The 19,896-nt window shown below is 41.4% G+C and carries 18 protein-coding genes; all 18 read left to right on the top strand.

Annotated features, from left to right (window positions below):
- Positions 1–56: 56 nt before the first annotated feature.
- Positions 57–833: an IclR family transcriptional regulator gene (locus HNQ34_RS01465; RefSeq protein WP_183250982.1), complete on the top strand. Its 777-nt coding sequence runs from the start codon at positions 57–59 to the stop codon at positions 831–833.
- Positions 834–907: 74 nt separating this feature from the next.
- A complete protein-coding gene (locus HNQ34_RS01460) occupies positions 908–1,807 on the top strand; it encodes a fumarylacetoacetate hydrolase family protein (RefSeq protein WP_183250981.1) in 900 nt (299 codons plus the stop codon).
- Between the two features lie 83 nt (positions 1,808–1,890).
- Positions 1,891–3,357 (top strand): alpha-ketoglutaric semialdehyde dehydrogenase GucD, encoded by a 1,467-nt coding sequence (gene gucD, locus HNQ34_RS01455; RefSeq protein WP_183250980.1) that lies wholly within the window; start codon positions 1,891–1,893, stop codon positions 3,355–3,357.
- An 80-nt stretch (positions 3,358–3,437) separates the two neighbouring features.
- Positions 3,438–4,265: an ATP-dependent sacrificial sulfur transferase LarE gene (gene larE, locus HNQ34_RS01450; RefSeq protein ID WP_183250979.1), complete on the top strand. Its 828-nt coding sequence runs from the start codon at positions 3,438–3,440 to the stop codon at positions 4,263–4,265.
- Positions 4,262–5,068: a nickel pincer cofactor biosynthesis protein LarB gene (gene larB / locus HNQ34_RS01445; RefSeq protein ID WP_183250978.1), complete on the top strand. Its 807-nt coding sequence runs from the start codon at positions 4,262–4,264 to the stop codon at positions 5,066–5,068. The genes larE and larB overlap by 4 nt, the downstream gene beginning before the upstream one ends.
- On the top strand, positions 5,065–6,342 hold the full coding sequence (gene larC / locus HNQ34_RS01440; RefSeq protein ID WP_183250977.1) for a nickel pincer cofactor biosynthesis protein LarC: 1,278 nt from the start codon (positions 5,065–5,067) through the stop codon (positions 6,340–6,342). Before larB ends, larC begins: the two co-directional genes overlap by 4 nt.
- Positions 6,343–6,371: 29 nt before the next feature.
- A complete protein-coding gene (locus HNQ34_RS01435; protein WP_183250976.1) occupies positions 6,372–7,280 on the top strand; it encodes a dihydrodipicolinate synthase family protein in 909 nt (302 codons plus the stop codon).
- 124 nt (positions 7,281–7,404) lie between these two features.
- Entirely contained in the window at positions 7,405–8,358 is a 954-nt protein-coding gene (locus HNQ34_RS01430) for a U32 family peptidase (protein WP_183250975.1), read from the top strand.
- A 16-nt stretch (positions 8,359–8,374) separates the two neighbouring features.
- Entirely contained in the window at positions 8,375–8,698 is a 324-nt protein-coding gene (locus tag HNQ34_RS01425; RefSeq protein ID WP_183250974.1) for a UxaA family hydrolase, read from the top strand.
- A complete protein-coding gene (locus HNQ34_RS01420) occupies positions 8,670–9,836 on the top strand; it encodes a UxaA family hydrolase (RefSeq protein ID WP_183250973.1) in 1,167 nt (388 codons plus the stop codon). The genes HNQ34_RS01425 and HNQ34_RS01420 overlap by 29 nt, the downstream gene beginning before the upstream one ends.
- Before the next feature lie 303 nt (positions 9,837–10,139).
- A complete protein-coding gene (dgoD, locus tag HNQ34_RS01415) occupies positions 10,140–11,288 on the top strand; it encodes a galactonate dehydratase (protein ID WP_183250972.1) in 1,149 nt (382 codons plus the stop codon).
- Positions 11,289–11,340: 52 nt separating this feature from the next.
- Complete coding sequence (locus tag HNQ34_RS01410; RefSeq protein WP_183250971.1) at positions 11,341–12,345, top strand: C-terminal binding protein; 1,005 nt, start codon at positions 11,341–11,343, stop codon at positions 12,343–12,345.
- 58 nt (positions 12,346–12,403) lie between these two features.
- Positions 12,404–12,529: a hypothetical protein gene (locus HNQ34_RS17685; protein ID WP_281375850.1), complete on the top strand. Its 126-nt coding sequence runs from the start codon at positions 12,404–12,406 to the stop codon at positions 12,527–12,529.
- 123 nt (positions 12,530–12,652) lie between these two features.
- Positions 12,653–14,386 (top strand): sigma 54-interacting transcriptional regulator, encoded by a 1,734-nt coding sequence (locus HNQ34_RS01405; RefSeq protein ID WP_183250970.1) that lies wholly within the window; start codon positions 12,653–12,655, stop codon positions 14,384–14,386.
- Between the two features lie 182 nt (positions 14,387–14,568).
- Positions 14,569–15,756 carry an iron-containing alcohol dehydrogenase gene (locus HNQ34_RS01400; RefSeq protein WP_312856086.1) on the top strand — a complete coding sequence of 396 codons (1,188 nt, stop codon included), beginning with the start codon at positions 14,569–14,571 and terminating at the stop codon, positions 15,754–15,756.
- 23 nt (positions 15,757–15,779) lie between these two features.
- Positions 15,780–17,240 carry a CoA-acylating methylmalonate-semialdehyde dehydrogenase gene (locus HNQ34_RS01395; protein WP_183251305.1) on the top strand — a complete coding sequence of 487 codons (1,461 nt, stop codon included), beginning with the start codon at positions 15,780–15,782 and terminating at the stop codon, positions 17,238–17,240.
- Positions 17,241–17,670: 430 nt separating this feature from the next.
- Positions 17,671–18,930, top strand: a complete 1,260-nt coding sequence (urtA, locus tag HNQ34_RS01390; protein ID WP_183250968.1) for an urea ABC transporter substrate-binding protein — start codon at positions 17,671–17,673, stop codon at positions 18,928–18,930.
- Positions 18,931–18,989: 59 nt separating this feature from the next.
- Positions 18,990–19,889: an urea ABC transporter permease subunit UrtB gene (gene urtB / locus HNQ34_RS01385; RefSeq protein WP_183250967.1), complete on the top strand. Its 900-nt coding sequence runs from the start codon at positions 18,990–18,992 to the stop codon at positions 19,887–19,889.
- The last annotated feature ends 7 nt before the right edge of the window (positions 19,890–19,896 follow it).

Below are 19,896 nucleotides of genomic sequence, written 5' to 3'. Positions count from 1 at the left end.
TGTTCTAAAGAATAAATGTATAGTTCCAATATAAAATGTTAAAGAGGGTGAAGAATATGCCGCTGATTCAATCTGTTGACCGTGCTCTTCGTATTTTAGATTTATTTGATGAGTATGAAACGGAATTAAAAATTACGGATATTAGTGAAAAAATGCAACTTCATAAAAGTACGGTACATTCATTGTTGAAAACACTCCAATATCATCACTATATAGAACAGAATCCGGAAAACGGTAAGTACAGATTGGGGATGAAATTGTTCGAAAGAGGAAATTTAGTTATTCGTCATCTTGATATTCGTGCCATTTCTAAGAAGTATCTAATTGATATATCTACAAAAACCGGTAATACAGTTCATCTTGTGATACTTGATGGAAAGGAAGGTATTTATATTGATAAAGTAGAAGGAACTTCAGGAACAGTCTTATATTCGAGGATTGGAAGAAGAGTTCCTGTTCATAGCAGTGCAGTAGGAAAAGCATTAATCGCTTTCAAAGACGACAGAGAACTTAAAGAATTTTTAAAAGGGTATGTTTATAAGAGTCATACTGCTAACACTATCACCAGTGAAGAACAATTTCTTGTCGAGCTTGAAAAAGTTAGAAAAAACGGCTACGCACTAGATAATGAGGAAAATGAACCTGGCATTACATGTGTGGCTGTTCCTATTTGGGATCATTCTGGAAATGTTATAGCAGCCATTAGCATATCCCAACCGTCTGCAAAAGTTAACGATTCGGTACTTATAGAAGAAGTACAATTATTAAAAAATGCTGCGAATCTCATTTCTAAAGAAATGGGGTATGTTAAACATAGAAGTTTACACCCATAAATATAATTTGGGTGTATCTTTTGACAAAATAACAAAACTAGGTTTTTTAATATAAAACAAAAGGAGACGGATTTATGAGAATCATTCGATATTTAAACGGAAATTCGGATATCGTATTAGCTGCTGTTACGGATGAGAATAAAATATACCCTCTTCCATTTAACGATTTTATGGATATTATCTACGAAGCAAAAAATGTAGGATTGACCCCTTTGAATTACATCTATGGATTAATTTCTGGAAAAGAAAGTTTGCAAAAAGATTTATGTGAATTAAACTTGCTTGTGCCAATTGTTGCTCCTGAGGTTTGGGCTTCAGGTGTAACGTACGAAAAAAGCCGTGAAGCAAGAAATTATGAGAGTACGGATAAAGCAACCGGTAGTGAAACATGTTACGACAAAGTATATAATGCGGAAAGACCTGAAATATTTTTAAAATCTACCGCTGCCCGTACAGTAGGCCCTAATGAACCGGTTTATTTACGGAGTGATTCTAATTGGCAGGTTCCTGAACCTGAATTGGGTTTAGTAATCACCAAAGAAGGAGAAATTGTTGGGTATACAATTGGTAATGATATGAGTTCCAGAGATATTGAAGGAGAAAATCCTCTTTATTTACCACAGGCAAAAATATGGAAAAATTCGTGTTCTATTGGTCCGGCAATCCGACTTTCGGAAACTGTAGAAAATCCGTATAATCTTCAAATAACTTGTCGGATATATCGAAACAACCAACTTGTAGTAGAGGAGAGTGCAAATACAAGGCAACTAAAAAGAAAATATGATGAGTTAATTTCTTTCTTAATTCGCGATAATCAAGTATTTGATGGAACTGTATTGTTAACGGGTACATCGGTGGTTCCACCAAATAATTTTACTCTTCAAGACGAGGATCGTATTGAGATCGAAATTCCAGAGATAGGTATACTTTCAAACCATGTAAAGTCATTAGTGCAAAGAACGGTTACAAAGTAAATGCAAAATCTCTAAGATAAAGGTAGCAAGGATAATTGAAGTTTCTACATTCAAAATAATTAAGAAATGGGAGTGAAGTTGCTATGGCGGTACAAACTGAAGCAAAAACATATTTTAACTATATAAATGGAGATTGGGTAAGTTCGGTAACGAACGAAGTGGAGGCAAGCACCAATCCGGCTAATAAAAATGAAATTGTTGGGTATATTCAACGTTCATCTATAGAGGATTTAAATGAAGCTGTAACCGCCGCAAAACAGGCGCAAAAATCATGGTGGAAACTATCCGGAGTAGCGAGAGGAGAATATTTATATAAGACAGCTGATATTCTTGAAAGACGTCTCGAAGAAATTGCGGAAACAATGACAAAAGAAATGGGAAAAACGTTTGGCGAAGCGAAGGCGGAGACGATGAGAGGAGTTAGTATATTACGATATTATGCGGGAGAAGGGGTTAGAAAAATTGGCGACGTTATTCCGTCAAGTGATAGTGAGGCTCTAATGTTCACCACTCGAGTTCCGCTCGGGGTAATCGGTGTCATTTCGCCATGGAATTTCCCTGTAGCTATTCCGATATGGAAGATGGCACCTGCACTTATATATGGAAACGCTGTTGTTTTAAAACCTGCAAGCGAAGCCGCTGTAACGGCTGCGAAAGTGATTGAATGCTTCCATGAAGCCGGTTTTCCAAAAGGAGTCGTCAATATGGTATGCGGTCCGGGATCTGTAATTGGACAAGGAATTGCCGAACATCCGGATATTAATGGTGTAACATTTACAGGTTCCAATAGTGTTGGCAAACGGGTAGGAAGAGCAGCTTTTGAACGAGGTGCGAAATACCAGCTTGAAATGGGAGGAAAAAACCCTGTCATTGTCGCTAAAGATGCGGACCTCGATCTTGCGGTCGATGGTACGATAAGCGGAGGATTACGTTCAACAGGCCAGAAATGTACTGCCACAAGTCGCGTCTTTGTTGAAAGCGAAGTATATGAAACATTTAAAGAAAAACTTTTGTCTAAGGTAAAACAACTAACAATAGGAAACGGGATGGAGAGTGAAACATGGATGGGGCCGTGTGTAAGTGAGGAGCAATTAAATACTGTTCTTTCCTATGTTGAGCAAGGAAAAGCAGAAGGAGCAAATTTAATTTACGGCGGTAAAAGATGTGTGGAAGGTGAATTAGCTAACGGCTTTTATGTGGAACCAACTATTTTTGAAAACGTAGATTTAAATATGACTATTGCACGTGAAGAAATATTTGGACCTGTGCTCGCGTTAATCAAAGTTCATAATATCGAGGAAGCATTAAAACTTGCTAATGATACGGAATACGGGTTAAGCGCATCTATTTATACGAAAGATATTAGCAACATTCTCTCGTTTATTGATGAAATAGAAGCTGGATTAGTAAGAGTTAATGCTGAAACAGCCGGAGTGGAATTTCAAGCGCCATTTGGCGGAATGAAACAATCTAGTTCGCATTCTAGAGAACAGGGGCAAGCAGCAATAGAGTTTTTCACATCTATTAAAACGGTATTCATTAAAGCCTAAACAATATGGTTTCCCTCATAGATTTTGAGGGGAACCATTATAGCAAATAAACTCGGACATGTTAACGGGAGGAATGGAAATTGGGTGAAGTGCTGTTGGAGAGAAAAAAAGAAAAACTTATTCGTCTATTAAGGGATATGGGAAACGTGTTAGTCGCTTTTTCAGGTGGGGTAGATAGCACATTTTTGTTAGCGGTTGCAAAACAAGCGCTTGGTCATCAGGTGATGGCGGTAACAGCCGTTTCCGATACATTTCCTACCCGGGAAGTACAGTTTGCCTCTAGGCTTGCCAAACAAATAGGTGTTAAGCATTTGAAGATTCAAATTAACGAGCTAGAAAATGAAGATTTTGTAAAAAACGACTTTAGCCGCTGCTTTCATTGTAAAAATAATTTGTACACACAGTTACAAGAGTTAGTTAAAAAATATGGGGATACATACACGGTTGTTGACGGTTCTAATATGGATGATTTCGGGGAATATCGTCCAGGGCTAAAAGCAGCAAGACAGCTTGGTGTGCGTAGTCCTCTTCAAGAAGTGGAACTTTACAAAGAGGAAATCCGCACACTATCAAAGGAAATGGGACTAAAAACATGGAATAAACCTTCCTTTGCCTGCTTATCATCACGTATCCCTTATGGAACGAAAATTACAAAAGAGAAAATTGATCAACTTGATCAATCCGAAGAATTCCTTTTGGAGCTTGGTTTTTACCAAGTTCGTGTTCGTCATCATGGAGAAATAGCTAGAATTGAGGTTTTGCCTGAAGAGATGCCACGTATCATTAAATATCATCAGGAAATCCATAATAAATTAAGAGAACTAGGATTTCTATATGTAACCCTTGACCTAGGAGGATATAGATCAGGAAGTATGAATGAAGTTTTGAAAAAAGGAATGGTAAAATGAAGAATTCGCTTAGAGAAGTACTTGAACAATTAAAAGATGGAAATATTTCTATAGAAGAAGCATACGAAACATTGCGCACATATGATTATATTGGATATGCGACATTGGACATTCATCGTGAAAAACGAAAGGGTTTTCCCGAAATCATTTTTGGCGAAGGAAAAACTAAAGAACATATACTTGGTATTTTCGAAAGATTAATGAAATTTCACAAAAAAGTACTCGCCACACGCATCAATGAGGAAAAAGCAGATTACCTGATGGAGAATTTACAAAGTCGATATCCTTTCGAATACTTTCACCATCATAGCAATGCAAGGACATTTTATTGGATTGCTAAAGAGTATGTGGAAACAAAAAAACAAGGATATATAGCTGTTGTTAGTGCAGGAACATCAGATTTTTCTGTTGCCGAAGAAGCTGCTGTAACCGCTGAATTTTTAGGGTGTGAGGTGAAGCGCATATACGATGTAGGTGTTGCAGGTATTCATCGTTTATTAGATAGAGTATCTGTTATTGAACAGGCACATGTTGTGATCGTAGTTGCAGGTATGGAAGGAGCACTTGCGAGTGTGGTAGGTGGGCTTGTGTCAAAGCCTATTATTGCCGTACCTACAAGTGTAGGATATGGAGCTAATTTCCAAGGACTTTCCGCTTTGCTTACTATGTTAAATTCATGTGCTAGCGGAGTTTCTGTTGTCAATATTGATAACGGTTTTGGTGCTGGATATTATGCTGCTACTATTTTATCTGTCATCGAACAGTCTATTGAAAAGGCAATGAAACAAGGAGGGAAGAAATGAAAGTTCTCTATCTTGATTGTTTTTCGGGAATTAGTGGCGATATGATGGTCGGTGCTTTAGTAGACGCAGGAGTATCAATGGAACGAATTGAAACAGAATTAAAAAAACTGCCGATTTCGGGGTATAAATTACAATGGAACCAAGTCATCAAAAAAGGGATTTCTGCAACGAAGTTAGATGTCATCCTAGACGGCAACTTCGAACACAAACATGAATCCCATTCCCATTATCAAAATTCGCTAAATAGCTCAATCGCACATTCACATAGGCATTATGCTCACATAGTTGAGATGATCAATCAGTCAGCATTGCGTCCGGAAGTAAAGAAACGCAGTGAACAAATTTTTCATTCTATTGCCATGGCAGAGTCAAAGATTCACGACATTCCTATTGAAAAGGTTCATTTTCACGAGATCGGTGCAATTGATTCAATTGTTGATATTGTCGCCGTGGCTGTTGCGTTAGAAGAGCTTCAAATTGATCAAATCGTTTCTTCCCCTATCCCAGTTGGGAGCGGATATATCGATTGTGCTCATGGAATCTACCCTGTTCCAACTCCTGCGACGTTGGAGATACTTCGCGATGTACCAATAAAGACGAGCACTTTGCCATTTGAGCTAACAACGCCGACCGGTGCTGGGATTGTGAAAAGTCAAGTGTCTTCGTTTGGACCAATTCCGGCAATGACAATATTGTCAATTGGGTATGGTGCTGGAACACATGATTTCCCGAATCAGCCGAATGTTTTACGTGTTGTAGTAGGAGAAATGGTTAATGATTCGTTAGGGAGTGACTATCCATTACCTTCGCAACAACAAGAAATAATTTACATTTTAGAATGCCATGTAGACGACATGTCGGGTGAAGCATTGGGATATGTAATGGAGGGGCTTTTTCAAAAGGGAGCAGTCGATGTGTTTTATACACCGATCTTTATGAAAAAAAATCGTCCTGGGGTTCTTCTTACTGTTTTGGCTTCTTTCAATAGTGTAGGAGAATGTGAACAATTTATTCTTAAGGAAACCACGACCCTTGGCGTTAGGAAAAGTGTATGTACAAGAAGTATTTTAGGAAGAAAGAGTGTGAGTGTTTCTACGCCGTACGGAAATATTCGTGTAAAACAGGCTATACAAAATGAAAAAATAATAAGACAAGTACCAGAATACGAAGATGTAAAAAAAGCGGCTACTGATCATCAAGTTACTTTCTTAGAAGTATATACAGCAGCGATGGAATACGCTAGGAAAGGTCAAGGAGAGAAGAATCATAATTGAATTATATTAATTTCGGAAGGATGAAAGAAATGGATTATAAATTTAAAGGAATCATTCCACCTGTTGTTACGTTGTTCAATAAGGATGGGGAATTTGATTGGGAAGCCAATTATATACTCGCGGATCATTTAATTAAAAAAGGAGTTCATGGATTGCTGTATATGGGGAGTATGGGGGAGTTCTCCTCTTTGCCTCTTCAAGAAAGAAAACTTTTTGTAGAGAAAATGGTTCGATATGTAGATGGACGTGTTCCAGTTTTAGTTGGTACAGGAACTACCTCATTAAAAGATACCATTTATTTATCACAACACGCTGAAAGTGTTGGAGCGGACGGTGTACTAGTAGTAAATCCATTTTATTGGAAATTTACGGAACGCCAATTATATGACTACTATATGAACGTAGTTCAAAACCTTAAAATTCCTTTGGTGATATACAATATTCCGTCACTTACAGGTCAAGATTTATCACCTGACCTTATATTAAGACTAGCCATGGACCACGAGAACATAGTTGGGATTAAAGATACGACAGAAAGGTTAGGGCATATTCGACAATTAATTAGTATTACACATCAAAGGAGCGATTTTGCTGTTTTTGCCGCTTTCGACGATCTCATCCTTCCTGCGTTGCAAATGGGGGCAGCTGGTGCAATTAATGGTACTGCTACGTTCCTTCCAGAACTATCCGTCCGACTATTTGAGAGTTTTACAACCGGTCAATACCAAGAAGTACTAGTTTTAAATGAATCTATTCTCAAGCTTATGTCAATTTATGAACTGTCACAGCCGCTATTTATTGCAGTTAAGGAAGCAGTTCATCAGCTGATTTTAGGGTATCAAACGAGTCATCAGTTGCCTATTACAGAATGTGATCCTTTAAAAAAGGATGTTCACTTATTTCTAAAACAAAATCATTTATTTTCCTACGACAAATAAACATTCAACATCGTATTGCAAATTGGATTACTGACAAAAAACATAATTGATTGTTGCTTCTATCAGCTTCTATCACTATGCTTCATCAGCTTTAAAGTAAATAAGAGGAAGGATGCGTGTATTTATGAAAGAAACGAGAGAATTTCTTCAATCATTAGGTTACCCAAGCAATGATCTCTATAATCTGCCTACATCCATCAAGCGCTTCCCTGATGGAGCGCAATACCGGATTGAGATTCCGAGTGTAGAAGGTCCACGTGCTTTACAAGCAACGCTTGAGGAAGCAGATCGATTGGGAGTAACCATTCATCGGGTATCGCAAGGAAGTGGGATTATGTTGTTAACGGATGATGAGATCAGGGAAATGTGCCAGATTTGCGCGGGTAGAGGGATGGAGTTAAGCCTTTTTGTGGGCCCTAGGGGTACATGGGATATTAGTGCTCAACCATTTACAAGTTCAGGGAAAGTTGTGGGGCTTAGACACGAAGGCATCGATCAGCTCGTTTATGCCATTGAGGATTTAAAAAGAGGAGCAAGTTTAGGATTACGTGGTGCCTTAGTTGCTGATGAAGGTTTGTTACTTTTAACGAAGGAAATGAAAAAACAAGGAATACTACCACAAGATTTTGTGATTAAAGTATCCGTCCAAATGATGGCCTCTAATCCTGTGTCTATTAAGCTAATGGCGGAACTAGGTGCAGATACGTATAACGTTCCTACCGCTTTAACTTTGCCTAAACTGGCAGCTATCCGTCAAGTAACTGACATTCCAATTGATATATACGTAGAGGTACCGGACGGCTTTGGCGGATTTATTAGACATTACGAAATTCCCGAAATTATTCGTATTTTATCCCCTGTTTATATTAAATTTGGGTTACGCAATCACCCTGATGTCTATCCATCAGGGAAACATTTAGAATCAGTTAATATTGATTTATGCCGGGAAAGAGTTCGTCGAGCAGCATTAGGAATGCGGATTATTGAGCAATACTACCCGGAAGCAGTGATGTCTAAGCTAGGAGCAGAAGGATTGGGTATCCCAGTAATCGGTTCGTTCAAAAAAACGCCAGTTTAAAGGAGAAGAGGGATATATGACGTCTTTTTACCGTACTGTTATGATGAATCCCAAAGATAACGTCGCCACTGCTTTAGACTACATCCCCGCTAGTAGTATAGTAAAAGTAACATGTCAGGAAAAAGAGTACGAGATTGAAATCAAAGAAAATATTGGGTTTGGTCATAAATTTGCTGTTGTTCCTATTGAGAAAGGTATGGATATATTCAAATATGGGGAAGTTATTGGAGTTGCCTCTAAGAATATTGCCGTAGGCGAGCATGTGCATACCCATAATGTAGAGGGGAAAAGGGGAAGGGGAGATAAAATAAATGAAAATCAATCAGCTATGGGGATATAGGCGTTCTGACGGTCGAGTAGGAGTTCGCAATCATGTGCTTATATTGCCTACCATTGTTTGTGCTACGCAGGCGGCAAAGCAGGTAACAGAACTTGTGCATGGCACTGTATCTTTTATTCATCAGCATGGTTGCGCGCAAGTAGGTGTTGATTATGATCAAACATTTCGGACATACGTCGGAATGGGAACAAATCCTAATGTGTATGGCGTAATTGTCATGGGACTAGGTTGTGAAACGCACCAAGGAAGAAGTATTGCACAGGAAATTGCCAAAAGCGGCAAGCCTGTTGAACTTGTATCGATTCAAGATCATGGGGGGACGCTTGGAGCGATCGCAGAGGCAGCGAGAGTTGCAACAAAAATGGTACAGGATGCTTCTGCTATAGTTCGAGAACCATTTGATATTAGTGAATTAATTGTAGGAACAGAATGCGGAGGATCAGATGCCTGTTCGGGGCTTTCAGCCAACCCGGCAGTTGGCTATGTAAGCGACATGATTGTTGACAGAGGAGGTACGGTTATTTTAGCAGAAACAACCGAACTAATCGGAGCAGAACATCTTTTAGCAAATCGCGCTGTTGACGATCGAGTAGCTAAAAAAGTATATGAAGTCATTGAGGCGATGGAAAAACGAGCAATCATGATGGGAGTGGATATTCGTACAGGAAATCCGAGTCCAGGGAATCGAAAAGGAGGACTCACAACGCTAGAAGAAAAATCTCTTGGAGCAGCGGCCAAGGCTGGCACTAGACCATTGCAACAACTAATCGATTATGCCCAACAACCAACCAAAAAAGGGTTAGTATGGATGGATACCCCTGGTCATGATATCGAACAGTTGACAGGAATGGTTGCCGGTGGGGCGCAAATCGTTTTATTTACGAGCGGACGTGGAACACCAACAGGCTCGCCAATTGCACCCGTCATTAAAATTGCTACTAACACTCCGATGTTTGAAAAGATGAAGGAAAACATGGACATTAATGCAGGAACAATCATTGAAGGAACGGAGTCTCTAGAATCGGTAGGCGAAAGAATTTTTAACGAGCTTTTATTAACGGTTTCCGGAAAGCTTACGAAATCAGAAATTTTAAAGCAATATGATTTTGGCATTTGGAGAATTGGCCCCACATTTTAACAATTCCGTAGATTGTACATGTAAAAAAGAGCGGGCAAAAAGCCAATTTGTGTTCCATGATGAAAGTTCATGGAACAGAGAGAAGAGTTTACACAATAACTTAGATACGATCGCAACCAGAATTGATGGAATATTATTAATTGTTAATCTATATAAGTTACATTTTTGTTTTACATCCCATTCATATTGTCTATAAAAAATGACTTCAAGTAAGAAGAGGGATGCTTTAATATTTGAAAAAAATTGACCAAAAGTTTATCGGGAAAATACGAAACGCTGATGATATAGGGGAGAAAGTGCGAAATGCGGATTACTAAATTGGAAACTTTTATCGTTCCACCGCGATGGCTATTCCTCAAAATTAATACCGACGAAGGAATTGTCGGTTGGGGTGAACCAATTGTAGAAGGAAGGGCAAATACGGTGAAAGCGGCGGTAGAGGAATTAAGCGAATATTTAATAGGAAAAGATCCGTTGAAAATTGAGGATCACTGGACTGTTCTTTATCGCGGGGGATTTTATCGTGGAGGCCCAATTTTAATGAGCGCCATATCAGGAATTGATCAAGCACTTTGGGATATAAAAGGAAAATATTTTAACGCACCCGTTTATCAATTGCTAGGCGGTCCTGTTCGAGATTCTATCCGTGTTTACAGTTGGATCGGGGGGGACCGCCCAAGCGATATTGCTGAAGCAGCAAAAAAGGCGAAAAATGCAGGGTTTACAGCTGTAAAAATGAATGCTACAGAGGAACTTCAGTATATCGATTCTCATAAAAAGATTGATGAAACGATAGAAAGGGTTGCAATTATCCGACAAGTTGCTGGTGATGATTTCGATATAGGAATTGATTTCCATGGGCGTGTCCATAAACCAATGGCAAAGATTTTAGCAAAAGAACTAGAACCTTATCATCCTATGTTTATCGAGGAACCTGTATTACCGGAAAATAATGAAGCACTGCGTGAGGTTGCCAAGCATTCCAATATTCCAATTGCGACTGGAGAAAGGATGTTTACTCGTTGGAGTTTTAAAAACATTCTATCCGAGGGTTATGTAGATATTATTCAGCCCGACCTTTCCCATGCGGGTGGTATTACCGAAGTGAGAAAAATAGCTGTGATGGCTGAAGCTTATGATGTTGCATTAGCCCCACATTGTCCGTTAGGTCCAATTGCATTAGCGGCTTCCTTGCAAATTGATGCGGTATCCTACAATGCTTTTATTCAAGAACAGAGCCTCGGTATACATTATAACCAAGGAAATGATCTTCTGGATTATTTAGTAAACTCTTCTGTGTTTGAATATAAAAATGGATATGTAAAAATTCCAGAGGGACCAGGGTTGGGTATAGAGCTTAACGAAGAGTATGTAAGGAAAATGGCAGAAACAGGACACAATTGGAAAAACCCTGTTTGGCGTCATAAAGATGGTTCAGTTGCTGAGTGGTAAATAAACTTTATATTTATTCGCTCGATTGTTTGTGATGAGAGGGAGGAGAAAAATGAAAAAATTTAAAGTAGTAGTTACCGATTATGAATTTCAAACACTAGCTCCAGAAAAAGAAGTACTTTCTTTATTAAATGTAGAGCTCATAGCTGCACAGTGTCGTACGGAGGAAGAGGTTATTTCTGTCTGCAAAGATGCCGATGCGATTATTAATCAATATGCCCCTATCTCCACGAGAGTAATTGCAAATTTAGAAAATTGTAAAGTTATTTCACGATATGGAGTAGGTGTCAATACCATCGATGTGGATGCGGCTACCCAAAAGGGCATCATCGTTGCCAATGTAACAGATTATTCAGTAGATGAAGTATCTGACCATGCTTTTGCTTTGTTGCTTTCATTAACGCGTAAGGTTGTGAAATTAAATAGTGAAACAAAAAATGGAGTGTGGAATTTTAATTTAGGAAAACCAATTTATCGATTACGTGGCAGAACACTTGGGCTTGTAGGACTAGGAAGAATTCCACAGGAATTAGCTAAAAAAGCACAATCTTTTGGCTTAAATATCATTGCTTATGATCCATATATTCCACAGGAGGTAGCCAATCAATTAAATGTTCAATTGGTAGAATTAAACGATCTATTTAAACAATCTGATTACATTTCCGTCCATGCTCCGTTGACGAAAGATACACGTGGAATGATTAGCGACGAACAATTTGATCTTGCGAAAAAGGAACTATTTATTGTCAATACAGCCCGCGGTCCTGTTATTGATGAGGCTGCATTAATTCGCGCTTTGCAGGCTGGGAAGATTGCAGGTGCAGGCCTAGATGTTACAGAATATGAGCCTATTCAACCAGATAATCCTCTTCTCAAAATGGAGAATGTAATTATTACACCGCATGTTGCTTGGTACTCTGAGGAATCTGAAAGCGAATTAAAACGAAAAACCGCCGAGAATGTAGCTGATGTATTATCGGGATATTATCCTAAATATTTAGTGAATCCTAGCGTGAAAGAGAAAGTGCATTTAAAAGAAAAGAAATTGTACGTATAATATTAAAGTAACCGCCGAACTTGGGTCCACCCTTTCCTAATTGGCGTTCGCGCGGGTATTGCGCCAGCAGAACGTCGGCAATCGCGTTAACCAATCGGCGCAAGCAAACCGGAACAAGTTAAAAAATGTAAAAGCGGTAGTCGTCCAATTAACGGAAGATATGGTTGAGAAAATTTTTGCATAGACATAAAAAGAGGCAGGCGAGAGGGCTTGCTTCTTTTTTGTGGCGATAGATCGAGGTAAAGGATTTTTCTTGCCTGCGGCGAAAAATATGAAAATAGGTAAAAGGATGAAGGGGGGATTTTGCATGTGCGGCAACGCGTATGGATGTGAAGAAATCGTGTTGCGTGCCGATCAGACGCTAAAAGAAGCAATGCAGTTGTTTATCCGCTATGAGATAAACGAAATTCCGGTCATCGACCATCAGCGTCGGAAAATAGGACGGTTGACATGCAAGACATTGCTAAAAGCGTTGGCGGACAAATGGGATGACGACGCGACAATAGAGTCGCTATGGAATGCGCAGAAAACGGCGGTGGAACATACAGAGGGACAGCCGATCGATGTTCCACTCGAAAGCCATGCGTCCGTCTCGAAGCTGATCGCCAAGGTCCAGCGGCTGAAACTGGAATTACAAGAGGCGCAAAGCATGGCGGAGACGATGAAAACAGTTCTTGATTCAGCATATGAAGGAATTGTTGTTGTGGACGCGCAAGGCATTATTCGGGAAATAAACAAAGCATATTGTCAGTTTCTCGGTATTCATAGGGAAGACGCGATCGGAAAGCATGTGACTGAAGTGATTGAGAATACGAGATTACATATTTGCATTGAATCGGGTATTCCGGAAAGAGGGTTTATTCAGAAAATTTTTGATCAACCAATGGTTGTGCATCGCATTCCGATTTGGCGAGAAGGAAATGTAATCGGGGCAATTGGAATGCTTATTTTTCAAGGAGTTTCAGAAGTGTATCAAATTTTTCAGCGAGTACAAGAGCTATCGCGTCAAGCTAGTCAAAAAGAAAAGAATGTAAAACGTGCGGCTTCTCCAAAAAAACAAACTTCAAGTTTGGATAGCCTTGTCGGCCGCAGCGCAGCGATAGCTAAAATCAAACAAATGGTAAGGAGAGCGGCACGTGTGCCATTTACTGTGCTAATTACCGGGGAAAGTGGAACGGGCAAAGAGGTTCTGGCCAGAGCGATTCACCAATCAAGTCCGTATGCCGACGGCACTTTTGTCAGCGTCAACTGTGCGGCCATACCGGAGTCGTTGCTGGAGGCAGAACTATTTGGTTATGAAGAAGGAGCGTTCACCGGGGCGAAAAAAGGAGGAAAGCTGGGAAAGTTTCAACTTGCCCATAAAGGAACGCTATTTTTAGATGAGATAGGCGATATGCCGCTATACATGCAGGCGAAAATACTTCGGGTGCTAGAGGAGAAAAAAGTGGAGAGGGTCGGCGGCGTGGCGGAAATAGAGCTTGATGTCCGCATCATTGCTGCAACGAATAAAAATCTAGAGGAAATGGTGCGAAAAGGGCAGTTTCGCGAAGATCTTTTCTACCGCCTCAATATTATTCGCATTCACATTCCTGCCCTGCGGGAGCGAAAAATGGACATCCCTTATTTACTTGCCTACTATATGGAAAGGGTTTGCGAGCAGTTCGGCTTAAAACAAAAGGAATTCACAAAAGAGGCGATGCAAGCGCTTATGGATTATTCATGGCCGGGAAATATTCGCGAGCTTGTCAATGTGGTGGAGTGGCTGGTCGGGATGGTGGACGGGCAAAAAATTGAAAAAGAGCACCTGCCCTCCCATCTTCTTTCTTCCGCCTTGTTGATGAAAAACGGTCGTGAAATGGAAGAAAGAAAAAAGATCATCGAGCAAACAGATGCTCATTGGCGCGACATTGTTGATTATGATGAACGCGAAAGAATCAAGCAAGCATTAATTGAGGAAAAAGGAAATAAAGCAGCGGCAGCGAGAAAACTTGGCATGCATCGGTCCACGCTTTATGAAAAACTAAAAAAATATAATCTATAAACTTGTTGGACTAATGTACAAATATGTCGGGGATATGTCGGGAAATTGTCGGTGTATTATTGTGGTAATAAAAAACTGAATATTTAAACTAGTTAAAAAATAGAGATTCCGGATTGGCATGACTTTTGCATGATCATCATATTGAAAGCGTTATCAAAAAAGGAGGAGGAACGATGTCACAAGTGTATCAACTTCTCATGCCGAGCCGGATTTTATATGGACGCGGCGCTTTTAACGAAGTCGGGAATCAGGCGCGTCTGCTTGGGAACAAAGTGCTTATTATCAGCGATCCGATCATGGAACAGCTTGGTAATGTCGCGCTTTGTGAAGAGCATTTACGGAAAGAAGCGCTTCCATTTGCCAAGTATACAGGGGTGGATAAGGAGCCGACCGATATTCATGTGAAGGAAGCGCTAGACATTTGCCGCGAGGAAGGCTGTGATGTCATCATTGCTGTTGGCGGAGGGAGCTGCATTGATACGGCAAAAGCGGTGGCGGTTATGATGACAAATAAAGGAACGATCAGCGATTATGTTGGCAATGTCAAGATGTTTGCGAACAAACCGCTTCCGCTCATCGCTGTTCCGACGACCGCAGGCACCGGTTCCGAGGTCACGAAAGTTACGGTCATCATTGATACAAATATGAACGTCAAAATGATGATTTCCCAGCCCGAACTATTGCCGGCTGTGGCGATTGTCGATCCGCTTTTAACCGTATCGTGTCCGCCGTCGGTGACCGCGGCAACTGGAGTAGACGCGCTATGCCATGCGATCGAAGCGTATATTTCGCGGCGCGCCCATGCAGTGACCGATGTGTTGGCGCTATCGGCGATCGAAGCGATCATGGGGAATTTGCGTCAAGCGTATGGAAACGGCAACGATATTGATGCGCGTGAGAAGATGGCAATCGGTGCGATGGTGGCAGGTGTTGCATTTTCCAACGCATCGGTGACACTTGTCCACGGGATGTCAAGGCCGATTGGTGCACTGTTTCATGTTCCGCACGGCGTGTCGAATGCGATGCTGCTACCGGGGGTGCTGGAATTTACAAAAGAGAGCGCGATAGAAAGACTTGCGGCGATCGCCCGTCTGATCAAGGCGGAGTTAAAGAATGTCTCCGATGAAGAAGCAGCCGATGTGCTTATTTCGGAAGTGAAGCAGCTCTGCCGCGATCTCCATATTCCAAATATGAAAACATGGGGAATTGAAAAAGAGCAGTTTGACAAGGTTGTTGATAAAATGGCAGCCGATGCGTTGGCGAGCGGCAGCCCGGGAAATAATCCGCGCGTGCCGACTCACGAAGAAATTGTCCAGCTTTACCATGTCTGCTATGACTATCAATTCGATCATAAAGTAATGCGCTATTAAAAAAGGAGAGGGGTATGAAATTGATGACGTCTATGATGGAAACGAAAACACTGAAAAATTTTATCGGGGGAAAATGGATTGCTTCAGCTTCGGGAAAGGAAGAAATCGTGCCAAACCCCGCAACAGGGGAAGTATTGGCAAAAGTGCCTATCTCTTCACGCGAAGAGTTAGATGCAGCGGTTGCGGCGGCGAAAGAAGCGTTTCAAGAGTGGCGAAAAGTTCCGGTCCCGCGCCGTGCCCGCCTTTTGTTCCGCTACCAGCAGCTTCTTGTTGAACATTGGGAAGAGTTAGCACGTCTTGTTACATTAGAAAACGGCAAGAGCTATGATGAAGCGTACGGGGAGGTTCAACGTGGAATCGAATGCGTAGAGTTTGCCGCAGGGGTTCCTACTTTAATGATGGGGCAGCAACTTCCAGACATTGCCACAGGAATCGAATCAGGCATGTACCGTTATCCGCTTGGTGTCGTTGCGGGAATTACGCCTTTCAATTTTCCAATGATGGTCCCATGCTGGATGTTCCCTTTGGCGATTGCTTGCGGAAACACGTTTGTGCTAAAGCCGTCAGAACGCACTCCGATGCTGGCAAATCGTTTAGCTGAACTATTTATGGAAGCCGGTCTGCCGCCGGGAGTACTCAACATTGTTCATGGAGCGCATGATGTAGTAAACGCAATTTTAGAGCATCAAGACATTAAAGCTATTTCTTTCGTCGGTTCGCAGCCGGTAGCGGAATATGTATATAAAACAGCAGCGGCTCATGGAAAACGGGTGCAGGCGCTAGCCGGGGCGAAAAACCATTCGATCGTCATGCCGGACGCGGATTTAGATTATGCCGTTACCAATATCATTAATGCCGCGTTTGGTTCGGCAGGAGAACGATGCATGGCGTGTTCTGTTGTCGTAGCTGTCGGCAATATTGCCGACGAGCTTGTGGAACGTTTAAAGAAAGCGGCGGACGAGATTAAAATCGGCAACGGATTGCAGGAAGATGTCTTTTTAGGTCCGGTCATTCGCCAGACGCATAAAGAACGGACCATCAAATATATTGAAATCGGCGAAAAAGAAGGAGCGATGCTTGTCCGTGACGGCCGCTGCGACGCCGCGGCAAGCGGGGAAGGATACTTTATCGGCCCGACGATTTTTGATCACGTCAAACCGTGCATGACGATTTGGACAGATGAAATTTTCGCTCCTGTCTTGTCGGTTGTTCGGGCTCGTGATTTGGATGAAGCCATTCGAATCGCCAACAAGTCCGAATTTGCGAACGGCGCGTGCATTTATACCGATAGCGCGAAAGCGATCCGTCAATTCCGCGAAGAAATCGATGCCGGAATGCTTGGGGTAAACGTGGCAGTCCCGGCACCGATGGCATTTTTCCCATTCTCTGGATATAAAAACTCTTTCTACGGGGACCTTCATGCAAATGGCCGCGACGGCGTCGAATTTTATACGCGCAAAAAAATGGTGACGGCGAGGTATTGAAGCAGCAATTATTGTAATTAAGTGCAAAGGACTGAAGCAACAGACTCAGTCCTTTTTTGTTGCATGGTGGACCGCCTCCGACAGTCGAAAAAATAGGGAGTCTGCTTTTTCGTCCGCCATAAGTTAAGCCTCCCAGTTGTATTTATATAGTTATAGGAACTTAAAATCACCTTGTGATAATTTTTGTAACAATACACGTTTAATATATATTGTATTCAGAATTTTTTGTTGACTTAATTGTATAAAATTATGTATAATGTCAGAGAATATTACATCTTTTGTAATAAAATATTACATAAGGGGGTGAAGAAAAAAAGGAATTTTCTCACGGCCATGAGAAAATTCCTTATAAATCAGGCATTACATACGTCGGTATATGCCTGATTCTAATTATATCATAAATAATTAGAATCTTGTAAGGGGTGTTCACATGAAGAGGTTAAAAGGGAATGGATTGAAATGGCTCAGCTTGCTTTTATGCGGAAGTTTATTGGTACTGAGCGGATGTGCTGCATCATCGGCAGTCGATGAGGCGAAAGAAAAGAAGAAAGAAAGCAGCACATCGGAAACAAACGACACTGTCAAAGTAGGGATACTTCACTCATTGAGCGGCACGATGGCGATCAGCGAGGTATCGCTGCGAGATGCGGAATTAATGGCGATTGAAGAGATTAATGAATCTGGGGGGTTATTAGGAAAAAAAATTGAGCCTGTCATTGAAGATGGGGCCTCAGACTGGCCAACGTTTGCGGAAAAGGCGAAAAAGCTACTACAGAAAGATAAAGTAGTGACAATCTTTGGCGGATGGACATCAGCGAGCCGCAAAGCGATGCTTCCGGTCGTCGAACAAAATAATGGGTTGCTTTGGTATCCAGTCCAATATGAAGGGATGGAGTCTTCACCAAATATTTTTTATACAGGTGCCACGACGAACCAACAAATCGTTCCAGCGGTAAGCTGGTTGTTACAAAATAAAGGAAAGAAATTTTTCTTGCTTGGTTCGGATTATGTGTTCCCGCGCACGGCAAATAAAATTATTAAAGCTCAATTAAAAGCGGAAGGCGGGCAATTGGTCGGTGAAGAATATACGCCGCTTGGCCATACAGATTATAGCACGATTATTAGCAAAATTAAAGACGTGAAGCCAGATGTAGTGTTTAACACGCTCAACGGGGACAGCAATGTCGCGTTCTTCAAACAATTAAAAGACGCTGGGATTACAGCAAAGGATTTAACGGTTATGTCTGTGAGCATCGCCGAAGAAGAAATTCGCGGAATTGGCGGTGATGTATTGGCCGGCCATCTTGCGGTATGGAACTATTTTCAGTCAACGGACACACCGGAAAACAAAGTATTTGTAGAGAAATATAAAGAGAAGTATGGAAAAGACCGCGTCACAGATGACCCGATCGAAGCAGCGTACTTTGCTGTTCATTTATGGGCCGAAGCGGTGAAAAAAGCCGGCTCGTTTGATGTAGATAAGGTGAAAAAAGCAGCTGATGGCATCGAGTATAAGGCGCCTGGCGGAACGGTAAAAATCGACGGGGAAACACAACATACATGGAAGATTGTGAGAATAGGAGAAATCCAACCGGATGGTCAATTTAAAGAATTATGGAATTCTGGGGAAGCTGTTAAGCCAGATCCTTATTTAAAAAGCTATCCATGGGCAAAAGACTTGATGAATTAAATACATTTGTGGGAAAGGGGTTATGCTCCTTTCCTCTCCTAAAGAAGGGGGGTATTTCCTTGTCAGTTTTTGTGACACAATTGTTTAACGGTTTAAGCTTAGGTTCGATCATGCTTTTCATTGCCATTGGGTTGGCGATTACGTTTGGGTTAATGGGCGTCATCAACATGGCTCATGGCGAATTGATTATGGTTGGAGCTTATGCGACGTACGTTGTTCAACAGTTTTTTGCGCAGTATGCACCGCAATCGATGGACTATTATTATGTCATCGCTATTCCTGTCTCCTTTTTTGTTTCTGCTCTCCTTGGTTTAGGATTGGAAAAATCGTTAATTCACCACCTATATCACCGGCCGTTGGATAGTTTACTGGCAACGTGGGGGGTGAGCTTGATTTTACAGCAAATGGCGCGGACGATTTTCGGTGCTCCCAATGTGGCGGTACTTCCTCCCGAATGGTTAGATGGAGGGGTTCATGTTGCGGGAATGGTGTTTCCGTATAAACGGTTGTTCATTTTAGCATTTGTCGCCGTGTCAATCTTTGTACTTTATATGTATTTAAATAAAACAGCAGCTGGCCGAAGAATAAGGGCGGTTACACTTAACCGGGATATGGCCGCATGCCTTGGCATTTCTACGCAAAAAGTAGACGCATACGCTTTTGCGATCGGATCCGGCTTTGCGGGTTTGGCAGGTTGTGCATTAACGCTGCTCGGTCCGATTGGTCCAACGATCGGAACGTATTATATTGTCGATGCATTTATGGTCGTTATTTTAGGGGGAGTAGGGAAAGTAATCGGAACAGTTTTAGGGGCATTTGGAATCGGATTGATTGGTACATTGACCGAATATTCGACAAGTGCCACGATGGCAAAAGTGATTACGTTTGCGTTGATTATTGTCTTTTTGCAATGGAAGCCTTCTGGACTTGTGAGCATGAAAACGAGATCACTCGATTAAGGGGGGT

Source organism: Anoxybacteroides tepidamans (genome assembly GCF_014201465.1).
In the GTDB taxonomy this organism is placed as follows: Bacteria; Bacillota; Bacilli; order Bacillales; family Anoxybacillaceae; genus Anoxybacteroides; species Anoxybacteroides tepidamans.
This window is presented reverse-complemented; position numbering and strand designations above follow the sequence as displayed.